The 16,082-nt window shown below is 45.7% G+C and carries 8 protein-coding genes; 2 read left to right on the top strand and 6 right to left on the bottom strand.

Going from position 1 to position 16,082, the window contains the following annotated elements; all coding sequences use genetic code 11:
- Nucleotides 1–104: 104 nt before the first annotated feature.
- From NBH14_RS11305 to NBH14_RS11295, 3 genes are all read right to left on the bottom strand, one after another.
- On the bottom strand, nucleotides 105–2,924 hold the full coding sequence (locus tag NBH14_RS11305) for a GLUG motif-containing protein (RefSeq protein ID WP_186958410.1): 2,820 nt from the start codon (nucleotides 2,922–2,924) through the stop codon (nucleotides 105–107).
- Nucleotides 2,925–2,948: 24 nt separating this feature from the next.
- Nucleotides 2,949–5,921, bottom strand: a complete 2,973-nt coding sequence (locus NBH14_RS28930) for a GLUG motif-containing protein (RefSeq protein WP_186958411.1) — start codon at nucleotides 5,919–5,921, stop codon at nucleotides 2,949–2,951.
- A gap of 351 nt (nucleotides 5,922–6,272) precedes the next feature.
- On the bottom strand, nucleotides 6,273–7,508 hold the full coding sequence (locus NBH14_RS11295) for an MFS transporter (protein ID WP_186958412.1): 1,236 nt from the start codon (nucleotides 7,506–7,508) through the stop codon (nucleotides 6,273–6,275).
- A gap of 225 nt (nucleotides 7,509–7,733) precedes the next feature.
- Between NBH14_RS11295 and NBH14_RS11290 the strand changes: the two genes are divergently transcribed.
- Both NBH14_RS11290 and tnpA read left to right on the top strand, forming a co-directional pair.
- Complete coding sequence (locus NBH14_RS11290; protein WP_186958413.1) at nucleotides 7,734–11,693, top strand: hybrid sensor histidine kinase/response regulator; 3,960 nt, start codon at nucleotides 7,734–7,736, stop codon at nucleotides 11,691–11,693.
- 306 nt (nucleotides 11,694–11,999) lie between these two features.
- On the top strand, nucleotides 12,000–12,425 hold the full coding sequence (tnpA, locus tag NBH14_RS28790; RefSeq protein ID WP_128134559.1) for an IS200/IS605 family transposase: 426 nt from the start codon (nucleotides 12,000–12,002) through the stop codon (nucleotides 12,423–12,425).
- A gap of 399 nt (nucleotides 12,426–12,824) precedes the next feature.
- Here tnpA and NBH14_RS11285 read toward each other — a convergent pair whose 3' ends face one another.
- Genes NBH14_RS11285 through NBH14_RS11275 form a run of 3 tightly spaced genes read right to left on the bottom strand, consistent with a single transcriptional unit; the run spans nucleotide 12,825 to nucleotide 16,080 of the window.
- Complete coding sequence (locus tag NBH14_RS11285) at nucleotides 12,825–13,985, bottom strand: 1-acyl-sn-glycerol-3-phosphate acyltransferase (RefSeq protein WP_186958414.1); 1,161 nt, start codon at nucleotides 13,983–13,985, stop codon at nucleotides 12,825–12,827.
- An 11-nt stretch (nucleotides 13,986–13,996) separates the two neighbouring features.
- Complete coding sequence (locus NBH14_RS11280) at nucleotides 13,997–15,004, bottom strand: D-alanine--D-alanine ligase (RefSeq protein WP_186958415.1); 1,008 nt, start codon at nucleotides 15,002–15,004, stop codon at nucleotides 13,997–13,999.
- A 2-nt stretch (nucleotides 15,005–15,006) separates the two neighbouring features.
- Entirely contained in the window at nucleotides 15,007–16,080 is a 1,074-nt protein-coding gene (locus NBH14_RS11275; RefSeq protein WP_186958416.1) for an RluA family pseudouridine synthase, read from the bottom strand.
- Nucleotides 16,081–16,082: the final 2 nt, after the last annotated feature.

Here is a 16,082-nt window from a genome sequence, read left to right as displayed (position 1 = left end):
AGTATGTCACCGAAAGATATATGTTAAGAAACACACTACCCCCATAGAATCAAAAAGGTATTGCCACGGTCATAGCAATACCTTTTTAACTTTATAGCGTTTTTTTACCGGAAGCCGAAATACAAATTATTGTACGGCAGCGGCACGATAGGAGTCTGGAAACTCCAGGTCTTATTATCGTCGAAGTCGAAGGGACTTTGCGTATCGGTGTAGGTCGATTTGAGTGCCAGTTCCTCTCCTGTACAACCACCGGACTTCGATTTGCCAGAACCGTCAACCAGGAAGAAAAGACCCTGGTTGGCAACGGCTGCACCACTCTTAAAAGGATCCTGGTTGATCATGCCGATCGAAATGATACGGCGGGGTTTCACATCGTCCAGGCCGTCGAGCGCCGTGTCGCCTACACCGTAACCGGAGGCAGCACCGGCCGAGAAACAATTGTGCAGTTTCAGGTGGTCACCCTGGAAAGCGATGATTCCGTAACCGTTTTTCCCGGCACTGATATCACCGAAATTGCTGCACTGAGAGATTTCGATACAATTGTCCATGCGTTCGGTCAGGTTGCCGACTGTCGATACGGCCGCAGAACAAATAACCACAGCTGCGGTAGCGGCCCCACCAGAAACGACTGCCCCGGCAACAGCCAGGATACAACCGGCAACAGCGAGTGCTATTTCGCGGTTCTGCTCAATCTTAGCCACTTGTACACTAATATCCGCCAGGCGTTCGTGCACAGCATCGGCATAGAGGTCATCTCCGTCTCCTTCCAGGCTCCGGGTGAAAGCCTGCGAGTTATCGTAAACCAACCCGGGCAATACCCCCGAACCAGCCAAAGGACCGTAATAGAGAGGCAGTGAACTGAAAACTTCACTATTCATCCGTGCAATCATTTCTTCGTTGCGCACATCGAGCTTCTGGTTATAGAGTTCGTCCCACATGCTTATATCCTGCATCAGCGGCGGGGTAGCGATAGCCTCAATCAAATCTTTGGCCGAAGCAGCAATCTTCACCACCTTCTTGGCTCCTTTGAAAAGAGCTTTCATACTGGACATTTCTTTTGGCGGAGTTTTCAAGGCTTTTATCAGCTTGTATTGCGTCTTTCCGGAGGAGATAACAACAGAAGCGATGTCGCGATTGGTGAACGACCGGGTTTCGCCGGCATGGGCAATGATCCCGGCTGTGAGATCGGTTCCGCTTACCGGACCATAATTGGTGCAAAAGTTGATCATACCGGTCGTACCGCCAAGGGCGAGGATACCAGCCGCCATTCCTTTTGAAGCGGCAACAGAAGCCAGGTTAGAACTGTTGGTCAATATATAATAAGAGGCACGTCCCAGTAATCCTCCGGAAAAGTTTTGAGCATCGACCTTGCCATTGTTATAACTATTGTTGACTACGACAGTAGGCGTGTAACCAGCCAATCCACCGGCAAAAGTGCCTGTTGCCTCTACGGAAGCCCGGTTATAGCAATCGGTCATCATCATTTGCGCTTCGCCGGCGATACCACCGGAGTTGTCAGCTCCATAAACAGCTCCGTAATTGTGGGCAGAAGTAATGATAAGGTCGTTATAACTCCCGTCACTTTTACTGATTACGGTGCTGCCTACAATACCGCCCGTACCTTCGTAACCGCTTATGCGGCCTTCATTCTGCACAACAGCAAGCGTAGAAGTACCCAGGCCACCTGCAATGCCGCCGGTTCCGAGAGCCGCCGGATGGGTCGCGCTGACATCACCTTTATTCATACAGTTACTGATATTTGCAGTTTCAATACCACCGATCAGACCACCTGCACAACGGCTACCAGCCGCATTGACCAGAGTCAGGTTGACACAACTGTCCATAATGGCAGTGGCATTGACGGTTCCGCCACCGACCAGACCACCTATAAACGATCCGTCGGAACGGTTACCCACCGGCAACCCTTCATTCACACAACGGTGCATGACCAGGACGGCTTGCGCATCGACACCACCGACCAGACCACCGACAAAATTAATACCGTATACTTCGCTCGCAGTAGCGGATATTCTCCGTACGCGGCAATTATCCAGATAAGTCGGAGTTTCTATTTCCCCGGAAATGCCCAACACGGCACCGATCAGAGTTCCAGTCGAGTTGGCGCCTATCGACACAGGGTCTACCATTGTGACGTTGCGAAACGTGGCACCGCAGGCATAGCCGAACAGTCCCGTAGCACGTACCTCGCTTCCGACCTGCTGGTCTTTCGAGTCGAGGGTGCGGATGGCGCAATAGGATATCGTGTGTCCTCCCCCGTCGTAACAACCTTTGAAAGGAAAGGCCTGCTGGTGAGCAATAGGACGGAAACCTTTGTTATAGGAGCCGACCATATTGATATCGGCGGTTTGCAAAAAGTATTTGCCTTCAAACGAATTTGTGCCGTCTTCAAGCAGTTTACGCATAACGTCAAAGCCTGTCGATGAAGCGATACGATAAGGATCGTCGACTGTACCGGTACCGAAATAGCCAGCCACCTTGTCGAAAGTAGAAGGTGAAACGGCATTGGTTCCGGTGGAGACATCAAGCGCACAACCGACATTGGCTTCACTGAAAACTTCCTCACTGGTTTTGTGGATAATAGAAGCCAAAATGTAGCGGCCTATCCGAAGTTGTGAGTCGAGGTAGAACACCGATTTGCCGTTCTCGACCGAATGGGTAGCTTTGACTGCCAACGGGGTATTCCTGTTATAGATAAAGCGGCAGCTTATTTCACCTGTGGGTATTTCGCTGCTAAGGTCGGCAGCCAGTTCGACGCGCTGCTCCTGCCCGTAATCGTCGTCACCTCCAGGTACGGGTGTCTTATTATCGTCGTCTTTACAACCGGCCAACATCAGGAAGGATGTTACCAGCAAAGCCAGGAAAAGGCGGCTGAAACGGAGAGTATGTATTTTATGTATCTTCATATTGTCTATGTATATTAAATGTATTTATCGGGATAATGGATTGGGATAACCGGAAGCTATCTTATTATTCTTCAAAGTTGGAGCAGACTCCCCATCGGTTCCGAAAGCCCAGATGTCGGACGGGAAAGCGGAATAGGTAGCCTTTTGGCGCATCTGGGTGGCATTTTTCGATTCTGATCCGCTCTTTTTCATATCACCGTCGGAGGCGGTATCGAGGTAATAGCAGTTCTGGCACTCCACGTTCTTATCGTCTTCACCGCCGATAATCCCCCAACCAGTAGATCCTACGTTATAGCAATTTTTGATCCGGAGGTCTTTTTTGCTTTTGTTCTCTTTCTGTCCGACAATACCGGCCAGGAGGGTCTTGCCCGATACCCAAGGCACTTCGCCCATGTTAAAGCAGTTCTCTACGGCTGCATGTTCGAATACACGCCCGAGGATACCGCCTACTGCACTGTTGGCATCGATCTTACCGGCATTGAAACATTGGTCGATATAGACGTTTTCTTCCTGCTGTCCCAAAATACCGCCTGCCGCGGAGACGTTTCGTCCGGATATATTGGCGTAATTGGCACAATTGGCGATCCGGATCTCATACCCTGGTTCGCTACGCAGTCCGACGATACCGCCGAAGCCGTCCACATTGCTGGTTGCCGTAGAGGTGAGGCTGACAAAATTTTTACAGTTCTCGATCAGGATACTCTTGTTATTCTTGTTTTCCACCCGTCCGACAATGCCGCCGACAGCTCCACCAGTAGCGGAAATACTACCGGTCAACTGAGTTATTCCGCTGAGTTTGATTTGACCGACATCGTCCTTATTGGTTTCCGCACGTAGATAACCGATCGCTCCGCCTGTACTGGTAGGGCATGAGGAGGTAATTACTATTTTACATATATTCGTGCCGTTGATAACCTGGGTTACCCCGGCTGTATTACGCATATATATATAGCCACATATACCACCGACAAAGCCACGTTCACCACTTAAACCTGGTTTGGCATATATGTTTGCATAAACAGCAGGTTGTTTGTTTATAACGTATGATGTAGAACCGAGATCCGCTTCAATCCTTCCTACTATACCGCCTATATAAGAATCACCTTCTATTTTCATAGATCCTCCTTCCTGGCTGACACGACTGTCCGTACCAAAGCGAAGCGGACTGCTACTTCGTCCGACCAGACCGCCGAGGTAAAAACCTGTAGCTTTTATCGATCCGTCATTGATCATGTTGATTTCACATTGGCTATCCATTTTATCCACATAACCGATAACACCCCCTACTTTCGTGGTACCAACGATAGTAGCCTCGTTAGTCCAGGTGCCTTTACAGGTGAGAGCGACTCCCCTGCCCACAATTCCGCCGCATTCGCCTCCTTTCGAATTGATAGGTCCACGGTTGGTGAAGATGGCATCCGTATTCATATTTTCCAGCTGACCGGCTACTCCGCCAACATAGTTATTAGCATTGAGATGAGCGTAAGAGATGAAAGAAGCCGACACCCTGGCTTCCAGATATTTACTCAACCCGACCAATCCACCTACATAGTCGTTTCCCGTTAGGGTAGCAGTTGTACCCGACTCTCGCAGGAATATATTCTCTCCCGACAGGGTAAGGGAACCGGTACCGGCAAATCCACCAACATAATTAGTACCTGTGATACTGATAGAGAACGGGCTTACCCTCGGTTGTTCTAAAAAGATTTCCCAGGGAAAAGCATACGAATTGTAGCTAAGCGTAGCTCCGACCTGACAACCGGTAAAGGAGCCACTGGCCTCTCCTGTGATTCCTCCCGTATAATTATACCCTTGTATGGAACCGCCTACGTAACAGTTGGTAAACGAGCCTCCGGCTCCGGTAATACCTCCCACCTTACTGCCTTTGGCGGCTGTAACCATTCCGGTCAGGACACAGTTCTTTATGTCGGAAGAAGTGGTTTTGCCAATCAATCCACCTACGTATTCAGCGGATTTATCGGATTTCACACTTACGGTAAGGCTGGAAACACAATTGGCAATCGAGGCATCGCCTGCTCCTATCAATCCGCCTATATTTGAAGTTCCGTTTACAAAGCCTGCCAAACTAATATTTTCTAACCGGGCTCCCGCTTCCGAATAACAGGCTACCGCTCCGATATAATCTTTTCCTATCAGCGCGACGGAGGTAAATTTGAGATCATGCAAATAGGCTTGCGAACCCAGTTTATAGAAAAGGCCGGCATAATCTTCCGTAGAGCTACTGGAGAGTAAGTCTATTGCATTGCCATTACCGTCCAGTATGCCGTTAAAGGAAGTGGGACCTCCGTTGATATTATGTCTTCCGGCAGGTTCCCAGCCTTTGTCGGTGGTAATTTCGGACATTTGAAAATTGATATTCGCTGTCAGTTCGAAATATTGCCCGCTCAAATCATTGCCGATAGTCAATCCGTTACATATAATATCATAAAAATTCTTTCCGCAGGCAATGGCGACAGGGTCTGCCGCACTTCCCGCCCCTATACGGTCGGTCTCCAGGTTGAAGCTCGAACGGAAAGCGATGTTGTCCGGATTTTCAACTGACAGGCGGGCCCCCAGGTAAACCGTATCCTGTACGGCTGCATCCGAATCTACCTCACCCGCTTTCACAGCCAGGTCTTTCTTTGGGAAAGTAATATAATTCAAATGGTACATCTGATGGGGCAGTTCACTCAATATCGGGTCTTCCGCATCAATGATTAACGAGTCTGCCGTCGCAGAAAGGAACGTGTTGACAGGATAAGTGATCCGGTCGTCTACCCCTTTCATATGAATACGGCAATTGATTTTAGAAAATAGTACTTCAAGCCGTCCCAGACGGGGCAATTTTACAGAAAGTTGGCGTATTCCAAACTCCTGCCCGGGAATACTATTCTCCGGAGGAACAGCTATTTCTTCTTTATCGTCACTGCAAGCCAGGAAGATAGCCTGAAAAAGGAATAACACCAAAGCTGCAAAAATTGGTTTGAAAGTGTTCATAAGCATTCACATTATTAAGTTTAACTGATATATTTCATAATCGCATTTTCACGAACAAATTGATAGGCATACAAAGAAATCACCGTTCACCATATCTCGCAGAACGAAGTGTTCAAACCTTATCTTCAGATGAGTAAAAGTATGTAAAGAAGTAGGATAATCCTCGAAACACCGATAGACAAAAGAATAGACAATTGCATAAGACAAAAGGGAGAGGCGGATAAACAAAGGATGAAAAAAAGGCTCCTTACATGAATTGTAGCATATTACACAAAAAAGGGATGACCTTTGTCATCCCCTTTTTCATGTTTGGCGTAAAAAATATATATAGTCTTGAGAATTAAATGCGTATTATTTATCGACAGTTTTAAGGCTTACCGGCTTAAACAGGAACATGAATAAAAACAGCAATACCGCCGTGCAAGCCGAAGAGATCAGGAACAATACCGGCCAGTCACATTTGTCGCCGTCACGGAACTGACCGATCAACCATCCGTTCCACAAAGTTCCTATCAGGAAACCGATCCCCCATACCAGGAAGAAAAGTAATCCCTGCGCCTGCGCCTTCATTTCTTTCGGTGCCACATTATCGGTATAGACCTGTCCGCCGACATAGAATAATCCGAAAATCAAACCGTGCACAATGATACCGATATAATAGAACCATTGCTGCCCTGTTTCCGCCCCAAAGAAAAAGGCCCCGTAACGAACCAGCATAGCAGCCATACCAAATATCAATGTATTCTTAATACCCGATTTTACCAGAATAGTCGTGGTAATTATCAGGAAAAACATCTCTGCCAATTGCCCGAAGTTCATCGTCACTGTGATATTCCGCACCTGTTCGTCCGCCAGAATCATGGAACCGTATACATGGTAAAGCGTAAACGGGATGATCGACAAGAATGTAAGAATCATAAACACACGGTAATTCTTATCTTTCATCAAAGAAAAAGCGGAGAATCCTGTAATATCCATCACCGATATCTTTGTACTCTTTGCTACCGACGGAGGAGTATGCGGAAGTGTCAGGTTGGCAAAAGCAGCAATGAAACAGACACCCGCTCCGCAATACATCGGCAGGTTCGTATCATCGAACGCTTCCATCCCCAACAGATGAATAGCTACCAGACTGAAAATCCCCGAAGCTACCCATCCGACCGAACCGAACATACGTATACGCGGGAACTGCTCGGAAGGAGCGTGGCTCATCGCAATCGTACTTGTCAGACTCTGTGTCGGCATGTGACAAAGCATCGCCATTACAACAAAGAACATGAGAGGAGGAAAATCCTGCTGCTGAGCAGCCAGCAGCAGGAAAACTCCCGTTAAAATATTCAAAACTGCCAAAATCTTCTCTGCGGCAAAATAGCGGTCGGCAATTGCTCCGATAAACGAAGAAGCCATTGCACCGATAGCCATTGCACTTAATACTAAAGAAACCTGATACACTTCCAGCTTGAGCGTGTGAGACAAATAAGCCGCCAGCGGCACCCACCAGACAGCACTCAGCATGTACTGCAAAAACATCATCAGACAAAGCTGAATCTTTGTTCCTATTCCTGTATTAAAATGTAGTGTACTCATGATAGTAATATAAAAAGGTTTCTTGTTGTGTTTTCCAATCGTTGCTCAAAAGTACTCCCTATCAAAAGAAAAGTCTGTTTGTTCCGGTTGCATTAATTCCTCTATTTATCTCATTCTGTGCTATTCTCACCTGGTATGATACGATTTTTGAAATCCGTGATACAATAAATGAAAACTGGTAATACAATTTTGCATATCTTGCAGTGTCAAACAACAAACTTATATATGAGCTATCTGAAGTTGATCTTATCTATACTTTTCCTGTCTTGTTCCTGCTGGCTTTTTGCAGAAGAAAGCAATTACCTTTTCCGGCATTACCAGGTGGAAAACGGGTTAAGCGATAATATGGTGACCTGTTGCGTACAGGATAAAAGCGGCTATATATGGATCGGGACCCGTGACGGTCTGAACCGTTTCGACGGCTATACATTTAAAGTATTCCGGAATGACCCGGACGTCCCGGAATCGCTCGGCAACAACTGGATCACACATCTGGACTGCGACCGTGACGGTAATTTATGGGTGGGTACCCTTTCCGGGCTATACCAGTACAATGAGACCAAAGAATCATTTCTGCATGTTCCTTTCACAAAAAACAAAGGGATCGACCTATTCCGGTTTGATAAAAACAATCAGCTGTGGTTGCTCATGGACGGAACACTGATACAATATAATGTATCCGACGGACAGTTTCATATCTTTGCCGGTAATAACGGACAGACCTATACCTCCTTTTGTATCATGGCAGACAATTCCCTCTGGCTGGGTGATTCGGAAGGCTTTATCTCCCTGTTGAACCCGGAAGACGGCAGTCTGGAATCGCACAACCTGTTTGCCCATTCACCTGCCACTACCTCCCGGAAGTTATCCATGCTATCTCCCTCCCCTTCTTCTGCCAACATCTATGTGGCATTTGAGCATGATGACGTGAAAATATTCAATGTTCTTTCAAAAACATATCAGGACCTGAATATCCAGGAAAAAAATCAACTGACTATCCTGATCAACTGTTTCCTTGAAAAAAACCAGAAAGAACTCTGGATCGGAACCGACTCGGGCCTGTTCATCTATGACCTGGACCTCGGAACCTGCAAACGTATCAGGCAGGACCCGTTGGACCCCTATGCACTATCCAGCCATTTTGTCTCAGCCTTGTTTAAAGACCGCGAAGACGGAGTCTGGATATGCTTCCACCAAAACGGAGTGAACTACTACTCTCCCTTCCGTCCTTTCAATGTATATTATCCCTGGAACGAAACACATTCGCTGAAAGGAGAAGTAATACGCGACATTTGTACAGACATCTACGGGAATATCTGGGTAGGGACAGAAGACGCCGGCATCAATTGCCTGGAAAAGAAAACCGGGACTTTCACCAACTACCAGCCTGTCCCCGGCATGAAAAGTCTTTCACACACCAATATCCGGGGTTTGGCGGCCTCCGGGGATAACCTGTGGGTAGGCCATGTGATACATGGCATCGACCTGATGGATATACGGACCCGGAAAGTAATCAAACACTACGACCTGCTGAAAGATGCACAAACGGTAAAGAACAGTACCGTCAAATGTATCAAGGTCCTGCGTGAGGGAGAAGTACTGGTCGGAACGGAAGACGGCATTTTCCGCTATGACTACCTGAACGACCGCTTTGTCTATGCTACCCAATTCCCGCCATTCGCCGTCAACTGCCTGTATGAGGACCGGGTCGGAAAGATATGGCTCGGCATGTTCAACCGCAGCTATTATTTCAATACGATCAGCAATAGCGGTATGTATCTCCAATATGATAAACTGAACACCCAGCGCCACAATTCAGTAAACGATGCTTGTGAAGACAAATCCGGCAATATGTGGTTTGCCACGGTGGAAGGAGTGATCAAGTATGACTTTCAAACCGGCGAATCATTACATTATACGGTGAAAAACGGCATGCCAAGTAACGTTGCTTTCCGTATTCTCCCCGATGATAATAATTATATTTGGATCAGTACTGCAAACGGACTGGTTCGCCTTAATACACAGACCGAAGAAATCACGACCTACACGGAAGCACACGGCCTCGTTACCCGGCAGTTCAATTATAATTCAGCTTTCAAAGATGAAGACGGTACCCTTTATTTTGGTACAGTGAAAGGGTTTATACACTTTAGACCGGCAGATGTACGTCCGGCAGGCGAAAAGATGGATGTCCATATCAGTTCCCTGGATATACAGAACGGAGCGGGCGGAAGGAAAGTTATCAACAGTTCAGCCGTATCGGAGGTCAAAAGCATTACACTGAATCATAAAGAATCGTCTTTCAATATCAATTTCTCTGCACTCAACTTCATTGCTCCCGGTTCGGTACAATATGCTTACCGGATGGTTAACCTCGACAGGGATTGGATCTCACTCGGAGAACGTAACATCGTTTACTTCACCGACCTGCATCCGGGCAGCTATACATTTGAAGTAAAAGCAGCCAATCTTGCCAATAGCTGGGGGGATGACATTACCCGACTACATATCACGGTACTCCCTCCCTGGTGGACATCCACTACAGCCTATGTAATTTATGCTTTCTTCTTCCTGATAATGATTGTTTACCTGATCTTCTCCTGGCAAAAGAAAGAAAGAAGGAATATGGCATACAACATGCAGATATTTGAAAGCAAAAAAGAGAAAGAACTTTACCAGGCAAAAATCGACTTCTTTATCAACATCGCACATGAGATCCGCACGCCGCTCACGCTGATCAAGAATCCGCTGGAGCGCCTGCTGAAATCGGACAAGATCGGAGAAAAAGAGAATAACTCACTGATACTGATGGATAAAAATGTATCCCGCCTGTTATCACTCGTCAACCAGTTGCTGGATTTCCGGAAAACAGAGATCGAAGGTTATCGTCTAAACTTCGTCCGCACGGAAGTCGTTTCACTCCTTTCCGAGACCGCCAAACGCTTTCAGGATATAGCCACGGAGAATAATCTACTGTTAAATCTGGATCTGTCTGTACAGGAACTATATGTTTTCGTTGACCGGGAAGCTCTCACCAAGATAATGAGCAACCTGTTTTCGAATGCCGTTAAGTATGCAGCCAAGAGCATCGTGGTGCGCTTGCATCTATCTTCCGATTACGAATCATTCATGATCGACTTTATCAACGACGGGGTTCCCGTTCCTATTGATATGAGGGATAAAATATTCGAACCTTTCTACCGTATCAAAGGTAATGAAGACAAGCCAGGGACCGGTCTGGGATTACCACTAGCTCGCTCGTTAGCCGAAATGCATCATGGAATACTTGAATTGGTGGACTTCCAGAACAACCAGACAATGTTCCGTATCACCCTGCCGGTAAAACAAACCGGAGCAGTAAAGACTACAGAAGAGGAATCTCAGCCACAGACTTCCCTTCCTAAAATAACTTATACCTGCGAAGAGGGGCGTCCGACCGTCCTGATCGTTGAAGACAATAAGGAAATGAGTGCATTCATCGCAGACGAGGTCAATGAGAACTATAATGTATTGGTGGCCGGTAATGGCTCCGAGGCATTGGACTGGTTGAAAAAACAAAGTGTACAACTTATTATAAGCGATGTCATGATGCCGGTAATGGATGGCTTCGCCCTCCTCCAACACGTAAAAGCGGATATTGAATTCAGCCATATCCCGATCATTTTATTGACAGCAAAGAATACCATGCAGTCACGCCTGGAAGGGTTGGAACTCGGAGCAGATGCTTATATAGACAAACCGTTTTCCACCAGCTTGCTGATGGCACAAATTTCAAATCTGTTATCAAACCGGGACAATATCCGTAAGTTCTATTTCAACTCACCGATCGCCAACATGAAATCAATGGCTTACACTAAAGCAGACGAAGGTTTCCTTGAAAAGTTGAACGAGATCATCAACGAACATATTGGTAATCCGGACCTGGATGTAAACATGATCGCCGACCTGATGCACCTGAGCCGCCCGACACTGTACCGTAAAATTCGTGCCATATCAGATCTTACTCCCAATGAACTGATTAAAATCAGCCGTTTAAAGAAAGCAGCCGAACTATTGCTACAGGGAAATATGAAGATATATGAGATATCGGATGCAGTAGGGTTCAGTTCACAATCTTATTTCTGGTCTGCATTTATCAAACAGTTTGGAGTAAGCCCGTCAAAATATGCAAAAGAAAACAGGTAAAAATACATACACCCTGTTGCACGGTAAAAGAAATTTAGATCATTGATAATCAACACCCATTAAGCAAATAGGACAGAAAAGGACAAAAAGGACACCCCCACATTTTCAGAAAGCAAGCCTTCACAAAGCGTTGCCCATGCCGCAGGCTCTCTTTTGCCGTCTGCTTCAGCTGACGGTTTTAAAGATTAAAGGCAAAGCCTTTTCCTCTGTGGGTTTTTAACCCCTTTAAAAGATAAAAAGTATCTATTATCCTATTCAATTAAAGATTATTCCTTATATTTGCGATTCACTAAAATACACTTAACTATGTCCTATTTATCACTTATCATTCATTGCGTTTGGAGCACTAAAAATAGAGCTCCTTTATTAAAAAATTCACATTACCGGTATGAATTATACTCTCATATCCGCAAATATTCAAAATCAAAAGGCATTCTAATCGATCATATTGGAGGTTTCACCGACCATATGCATCTTCTACTTTTTCTGAAATCAAATCAATCTGTCGGAGAGATAGAGAGGTTGATAAAAGGTGAATCATCTCACTGGTATTCTCAGATGAAATATGGACCATTACAATGGCAAGATGATTATTTTGCAGTTTCGGTAAGTCCGGATAGACTGAACACTGTCCGACAATATATCAGAAAACAAGAAGAACATCACAAGAAGTATAGTTTTGAGGAAGAATATGAATCTTTCGTGAGTATGCTTCATAAAAACAACTTGTAATTATTTTTATATTGAATAAGAAATAAAAGGGGTTGAAACCCACAGAGGAAAAGGCTCTGCCTTTAATCTTTAAAACCGTCAGCTGAAGCAGACGGCAAAAGAGAGCCTGCGGCATGAACAACACCTTATGAAACCTCATTTTCTGAAAATGTGGGGGTGTCCTTTTTGTCCTTTTCTGTCCTTTTCTTTTTATATTGGCTGATTTACAGCCATTTACTCTATAGCCTACCATGCAACAGGGTATAGGGTAACGAGGGGCGGAATATAGGGTATTCAACCATACCCTATAGAGAAAAACCGGGTATGACTCCCTAAACAAAACTCGCTTATAAACAACAAAAGGCATCCTTTCCGGGACGCCTTTTGCTATTCATATTTTTATATGGATTTCTTTCTATCTTATTCCTGATTTGCCAGGTGATTCTTCAATGGGTTGGTATACATTTCCAGAATCTTTGTACGCAGGAAGGCTTCATCCTTGTTTGGCAATACTATTTTATCCAACTGCCCCTGCAAATATTCTTCAAAGTGTTTTTTGTCTCTTAAACCATAGTTACTGCTGAAACGCTTTGTACCTGTCAACATATCGTATGCTACGTAATTACAAGGATAGAAACGGTAATGTTTATAGATTTCCTTGTCTATGATGTTTGCGATAGCAGCGATCAGTTCATTCTTTTCCATATCCTTATCCAAAGCAGCTAGCTGATCATTGATAGGCTGTGTCAATGTAAAATGAACGCGGCCCTTATTGTTCAGGATACCTGTTTCCATACTCAACAGGTCGTCACGCTGACTTTTCACATAATTAGGATCATCGCGTTTCATCTGGAACTCTTTCGCTTTCAGGAAATCACACGGATCATACTCATAAGAAATAGCTACCGGAAAGATATTCAGATCCATGATATTCGATACGACATCCTTGTCACCGCTCATGTTCAGCATTTTCAATACGCTACCCTGTGTACGGTCGTTCGAATCCTTGGCACGGCCTTCACGCTGTGCAATCCAGATCGATTCTTTCGTTTCGTTGATCGTATGACGGATATAAGCAGACAATGTACGGCTTACATCCAGCATCTGACGTACGGAAACGCCACGTTTCACGATAAAGCTGTTGTTCAGACGAACCAAAGTTTCTATCCAGGGACGGATCATCAGATTATCACCGATGGCTACCTGTGTCATACCATAACCTACATCATACAACATGACATTCAGGAAGGAAGCATCCAATACAATATCCCGATGATTGGAAATAAACGTACAAGGCTTTTTATCCTTCGGCAGACGGCTTCGTCCGGAGATCGTCAGCGAGAAAGTCGTCTTGTTAGCCACCATCATCACTGCCTCATAAGCCAGCTTCGATTTAAAATCTTCTTTCGTCTTGAAAGAACGCATTGTTTCGGAAAACTCTTTCCAGTTTACATCCGGTTTGATGTACCGGAAGGCCCGCTCGAAATCTTCGTTGGTTACCAATGCCTCGATTGCATCCCTCACCTCGTCGTTGTTCAGCGGACGAATGTCGTTAAAATTATAGGAAACTTCTGTATCCATATCGTTTAATTTTATTTACCTACCTTTTGCAGTTCGTTCTCAATAATGTCAGTCATGACATCTTTGATATCCAATCCGGCAGCCCGAACCTGCTGCGGAATAAAGCTGGTAGCTGTCATACCCGGTGTTGTATTTACTTCGAGCATTTTCGGTTCACCGTCTGCCTCAATAATAAAATCCACCCGGATAAGCCCTTTGGCGCCCAGTATATCGTAAATCTTTGATGCTTCGCGTTGTACCTTCTCCGTCAGTTCGGAAGAAATACGGGCCGGAGTGATCTCGTCAGACTCCCCGTTGTACTTGGCGTTAAAATCAAAGAACTCATTCTTTGTAACTACTTCGGTAAGCGGAAAAACTACTTCTTTCCGGGCTGCTCCCGAGCCACAGCCTACCTTATAACAACCACAGGTCACTTCTGTTCCGGAAATAAAACTCTCCAGCATGACCTCATTTCCTTCGGCAAAAGCCTTAGCTATAGCCGGTTGTAATTGTGAAGCATCCTTCACCTTGGTAACACCGAAGCTGCTTCCCCCGTCGTTGGGTTTCACAAATATCGGCAATCCCAAACGGCTCACAGCCTCTTCGTCCGTAACTGTCTGTCCTCTGAACAAACGGATGGAATCAGAGACTCTGACGCCAAAGCTACGCAAATAATTATTACAAACAAACTTATTAAAGGTCAGAGCGCTCACCAACTGACTGCATGAAGAATAAGGCATGCCTATCAAATCGAAATATCCCTGCAACCGTCCGTCTTCACCCGGAGTACCGTGAATAGTGATGTAAGCAAAGTCGAAATGCTTTACTTCGCCATTCTCACGGAAACTAAAATCATTTTTGTCTATTGGTGTATGTTCCCCTCCAGGAAGTTTTACCGCCCATTCGCCCTTCTTAACGATGGCAATATATAAATTATATTTGTCTTTATCAATAAAAGAGTAGATTCCTTCTGCACTTTTTAATGAAACAACAATTTCAGAGGAGTCTCCTCCGGCTACAATAGCAATGTTCTTTTTCATTTTTATATCTCTTTAGTATTTGCATATACCCGCCACTTTTCTATCAGTTGTGTCATATCGGCCGGAATTTCGGAATCAAAAAACATTTCCTCGCCGGTAGTAGGATGCACAAACCCCAACGTCTTGGCATGGAGTGCCTGCCGGGGACAGATAGCAAAGCAGTTCTGTACGAACTGTTTATATCTTGTAAAAGTCGTTCCTTTCAGTATTTCATTTCCGCCATAACGTTCATCGTTGAAAAGCGTATGCCCGATATATTTCATATGCACACGGATCTGATGCGTACGTCCCGTCTCCAGGCGGCATTTCACCAATGTCACATATCCCAGGCGTTCCAACACGGAGTAATGGGTAACGGCTGTCTTTCCCTGATCTCCTTCGGGAAATACTGTCATCTGCATCCGGTCGCGCGGGTCGCGTCCGATATTACCTTCGATACGGCCTTCGTCGTCTTTCACGATGCCCCATACCAGGGCACGGTATTCGCGTTTAGTTGTCTTATTGAAAAACTGCATACTGAGATGCGCCTTTGCCTCCGGTTTCTTGGCTATAAGCAACAAGCCGGAAGTATCTTTATCGATACGATGGACGAGTCCCAGTGCCGGGTCATTCGGGTCGTAGGTCGGATCATCTTTCAGATACCATGCCAAGGCATTCACCAGCGTACCGGTGTAATTGCCGTGTCCCGGATGCACAACCAGACCTGCCGGTTTGTCCACCACCATCAGATCGTCGTCTTCGTATACTATTTTAATAGGAATATTCTCGGGAATGATTTCCAGCTCCCGACGGGGACGTGTCATAACGATTGTCACGACATCCTCCGGTTTCACCCGGTAATTACTTTTTACCGGCTTGCCGTTTGCCAGGATACAACCGGCATCAGCAGCCAACTGTATCCGGTTACGGGTGGCACCCATCATCCGGTCTACCAGGAATTTATCTACCCGCAACAAGGATTGCCCGCGATCGGCAACGAAGCGGAAATGTTCATACAGTTGGGGAGTACCCTCCTCGTTCTGTTCTAACAGGTCATCGCCCTGTTCATCATCCATTTCGTCGAAAAATTCATCCATAG

Origin of the sequence: Parabacteroides caecihominis (assembly GCF_023656785.1) — a bacterium.
Classification (GTDB): domain Bacteria; phylum Bacteroidota; class Bacteroidia; order Bacteroidales; family Tannerellaceae; genus Parabacteroides; species Parabacteroides segnis.
Note: the sequence above shows the minus strand (reverse complement) of the source record. Positions and strands in the feature narration are given on the sequence as shown.

Bases quoted from the DNA above. Each gene is read 5' to 3' on its own strand.
- NBH14_RS11280 (WP_186958415.1), bottom strand. From the start codon at position 15,004: ATGAAAAAGAACATTGCTATTGTAGCCGGAGGAGACTCCTCTGAAATT.
- tnpA (WP_128134559.1), top strand. From the start codon at position 12,000: ATGTCCTATTTATCACTTATCATTCATTGCGTTTGGAGCACTAAAAAT.
- NBH14_RS11285 (WP_186958414.1), bottom strand. From the start codon at position 13,985: ATGGATACAGAAGTTTCCTATAATTTTAACGACATTCGTCCGCTGAAC.
- NBH14_RS11275 (WP_186958416.1), bottom strand. From the start codon at position 16,080: ATGGATGAATTTTTCGACGAAATGGATGATGAACAGGGCGATGACCTG.
- NBH14_RS11295 (WP_186958412.1), bottom strand. From the start codon at position 7,508: ATGAGTACACTACATTTTAATACAGGAATAGGAACAAAGATTCAGCTT.
- NBH14_RS11305 (WP_186958410.1), bottom strand. From the start codon at position 2,924: ATGAAGATACATAAAATACATACTCTCCGTTTCAGCCGCCTTTTCCTG.
- NBH14_RS28930 (WP_186958411.1), bottom strand. From the start codon at position 5,921: ATGAACACTTTCAAACCAATTTTTGCAGCTTTGGTGTTATTCCTTTTT.
- NBH14_RS11290 (WP_186958413.1), top strand. From the start codon at position 7,734: ATGAGCTATCTGAAGTTGATCTTATCTATACTTTTCCTGTCTTGTTCC.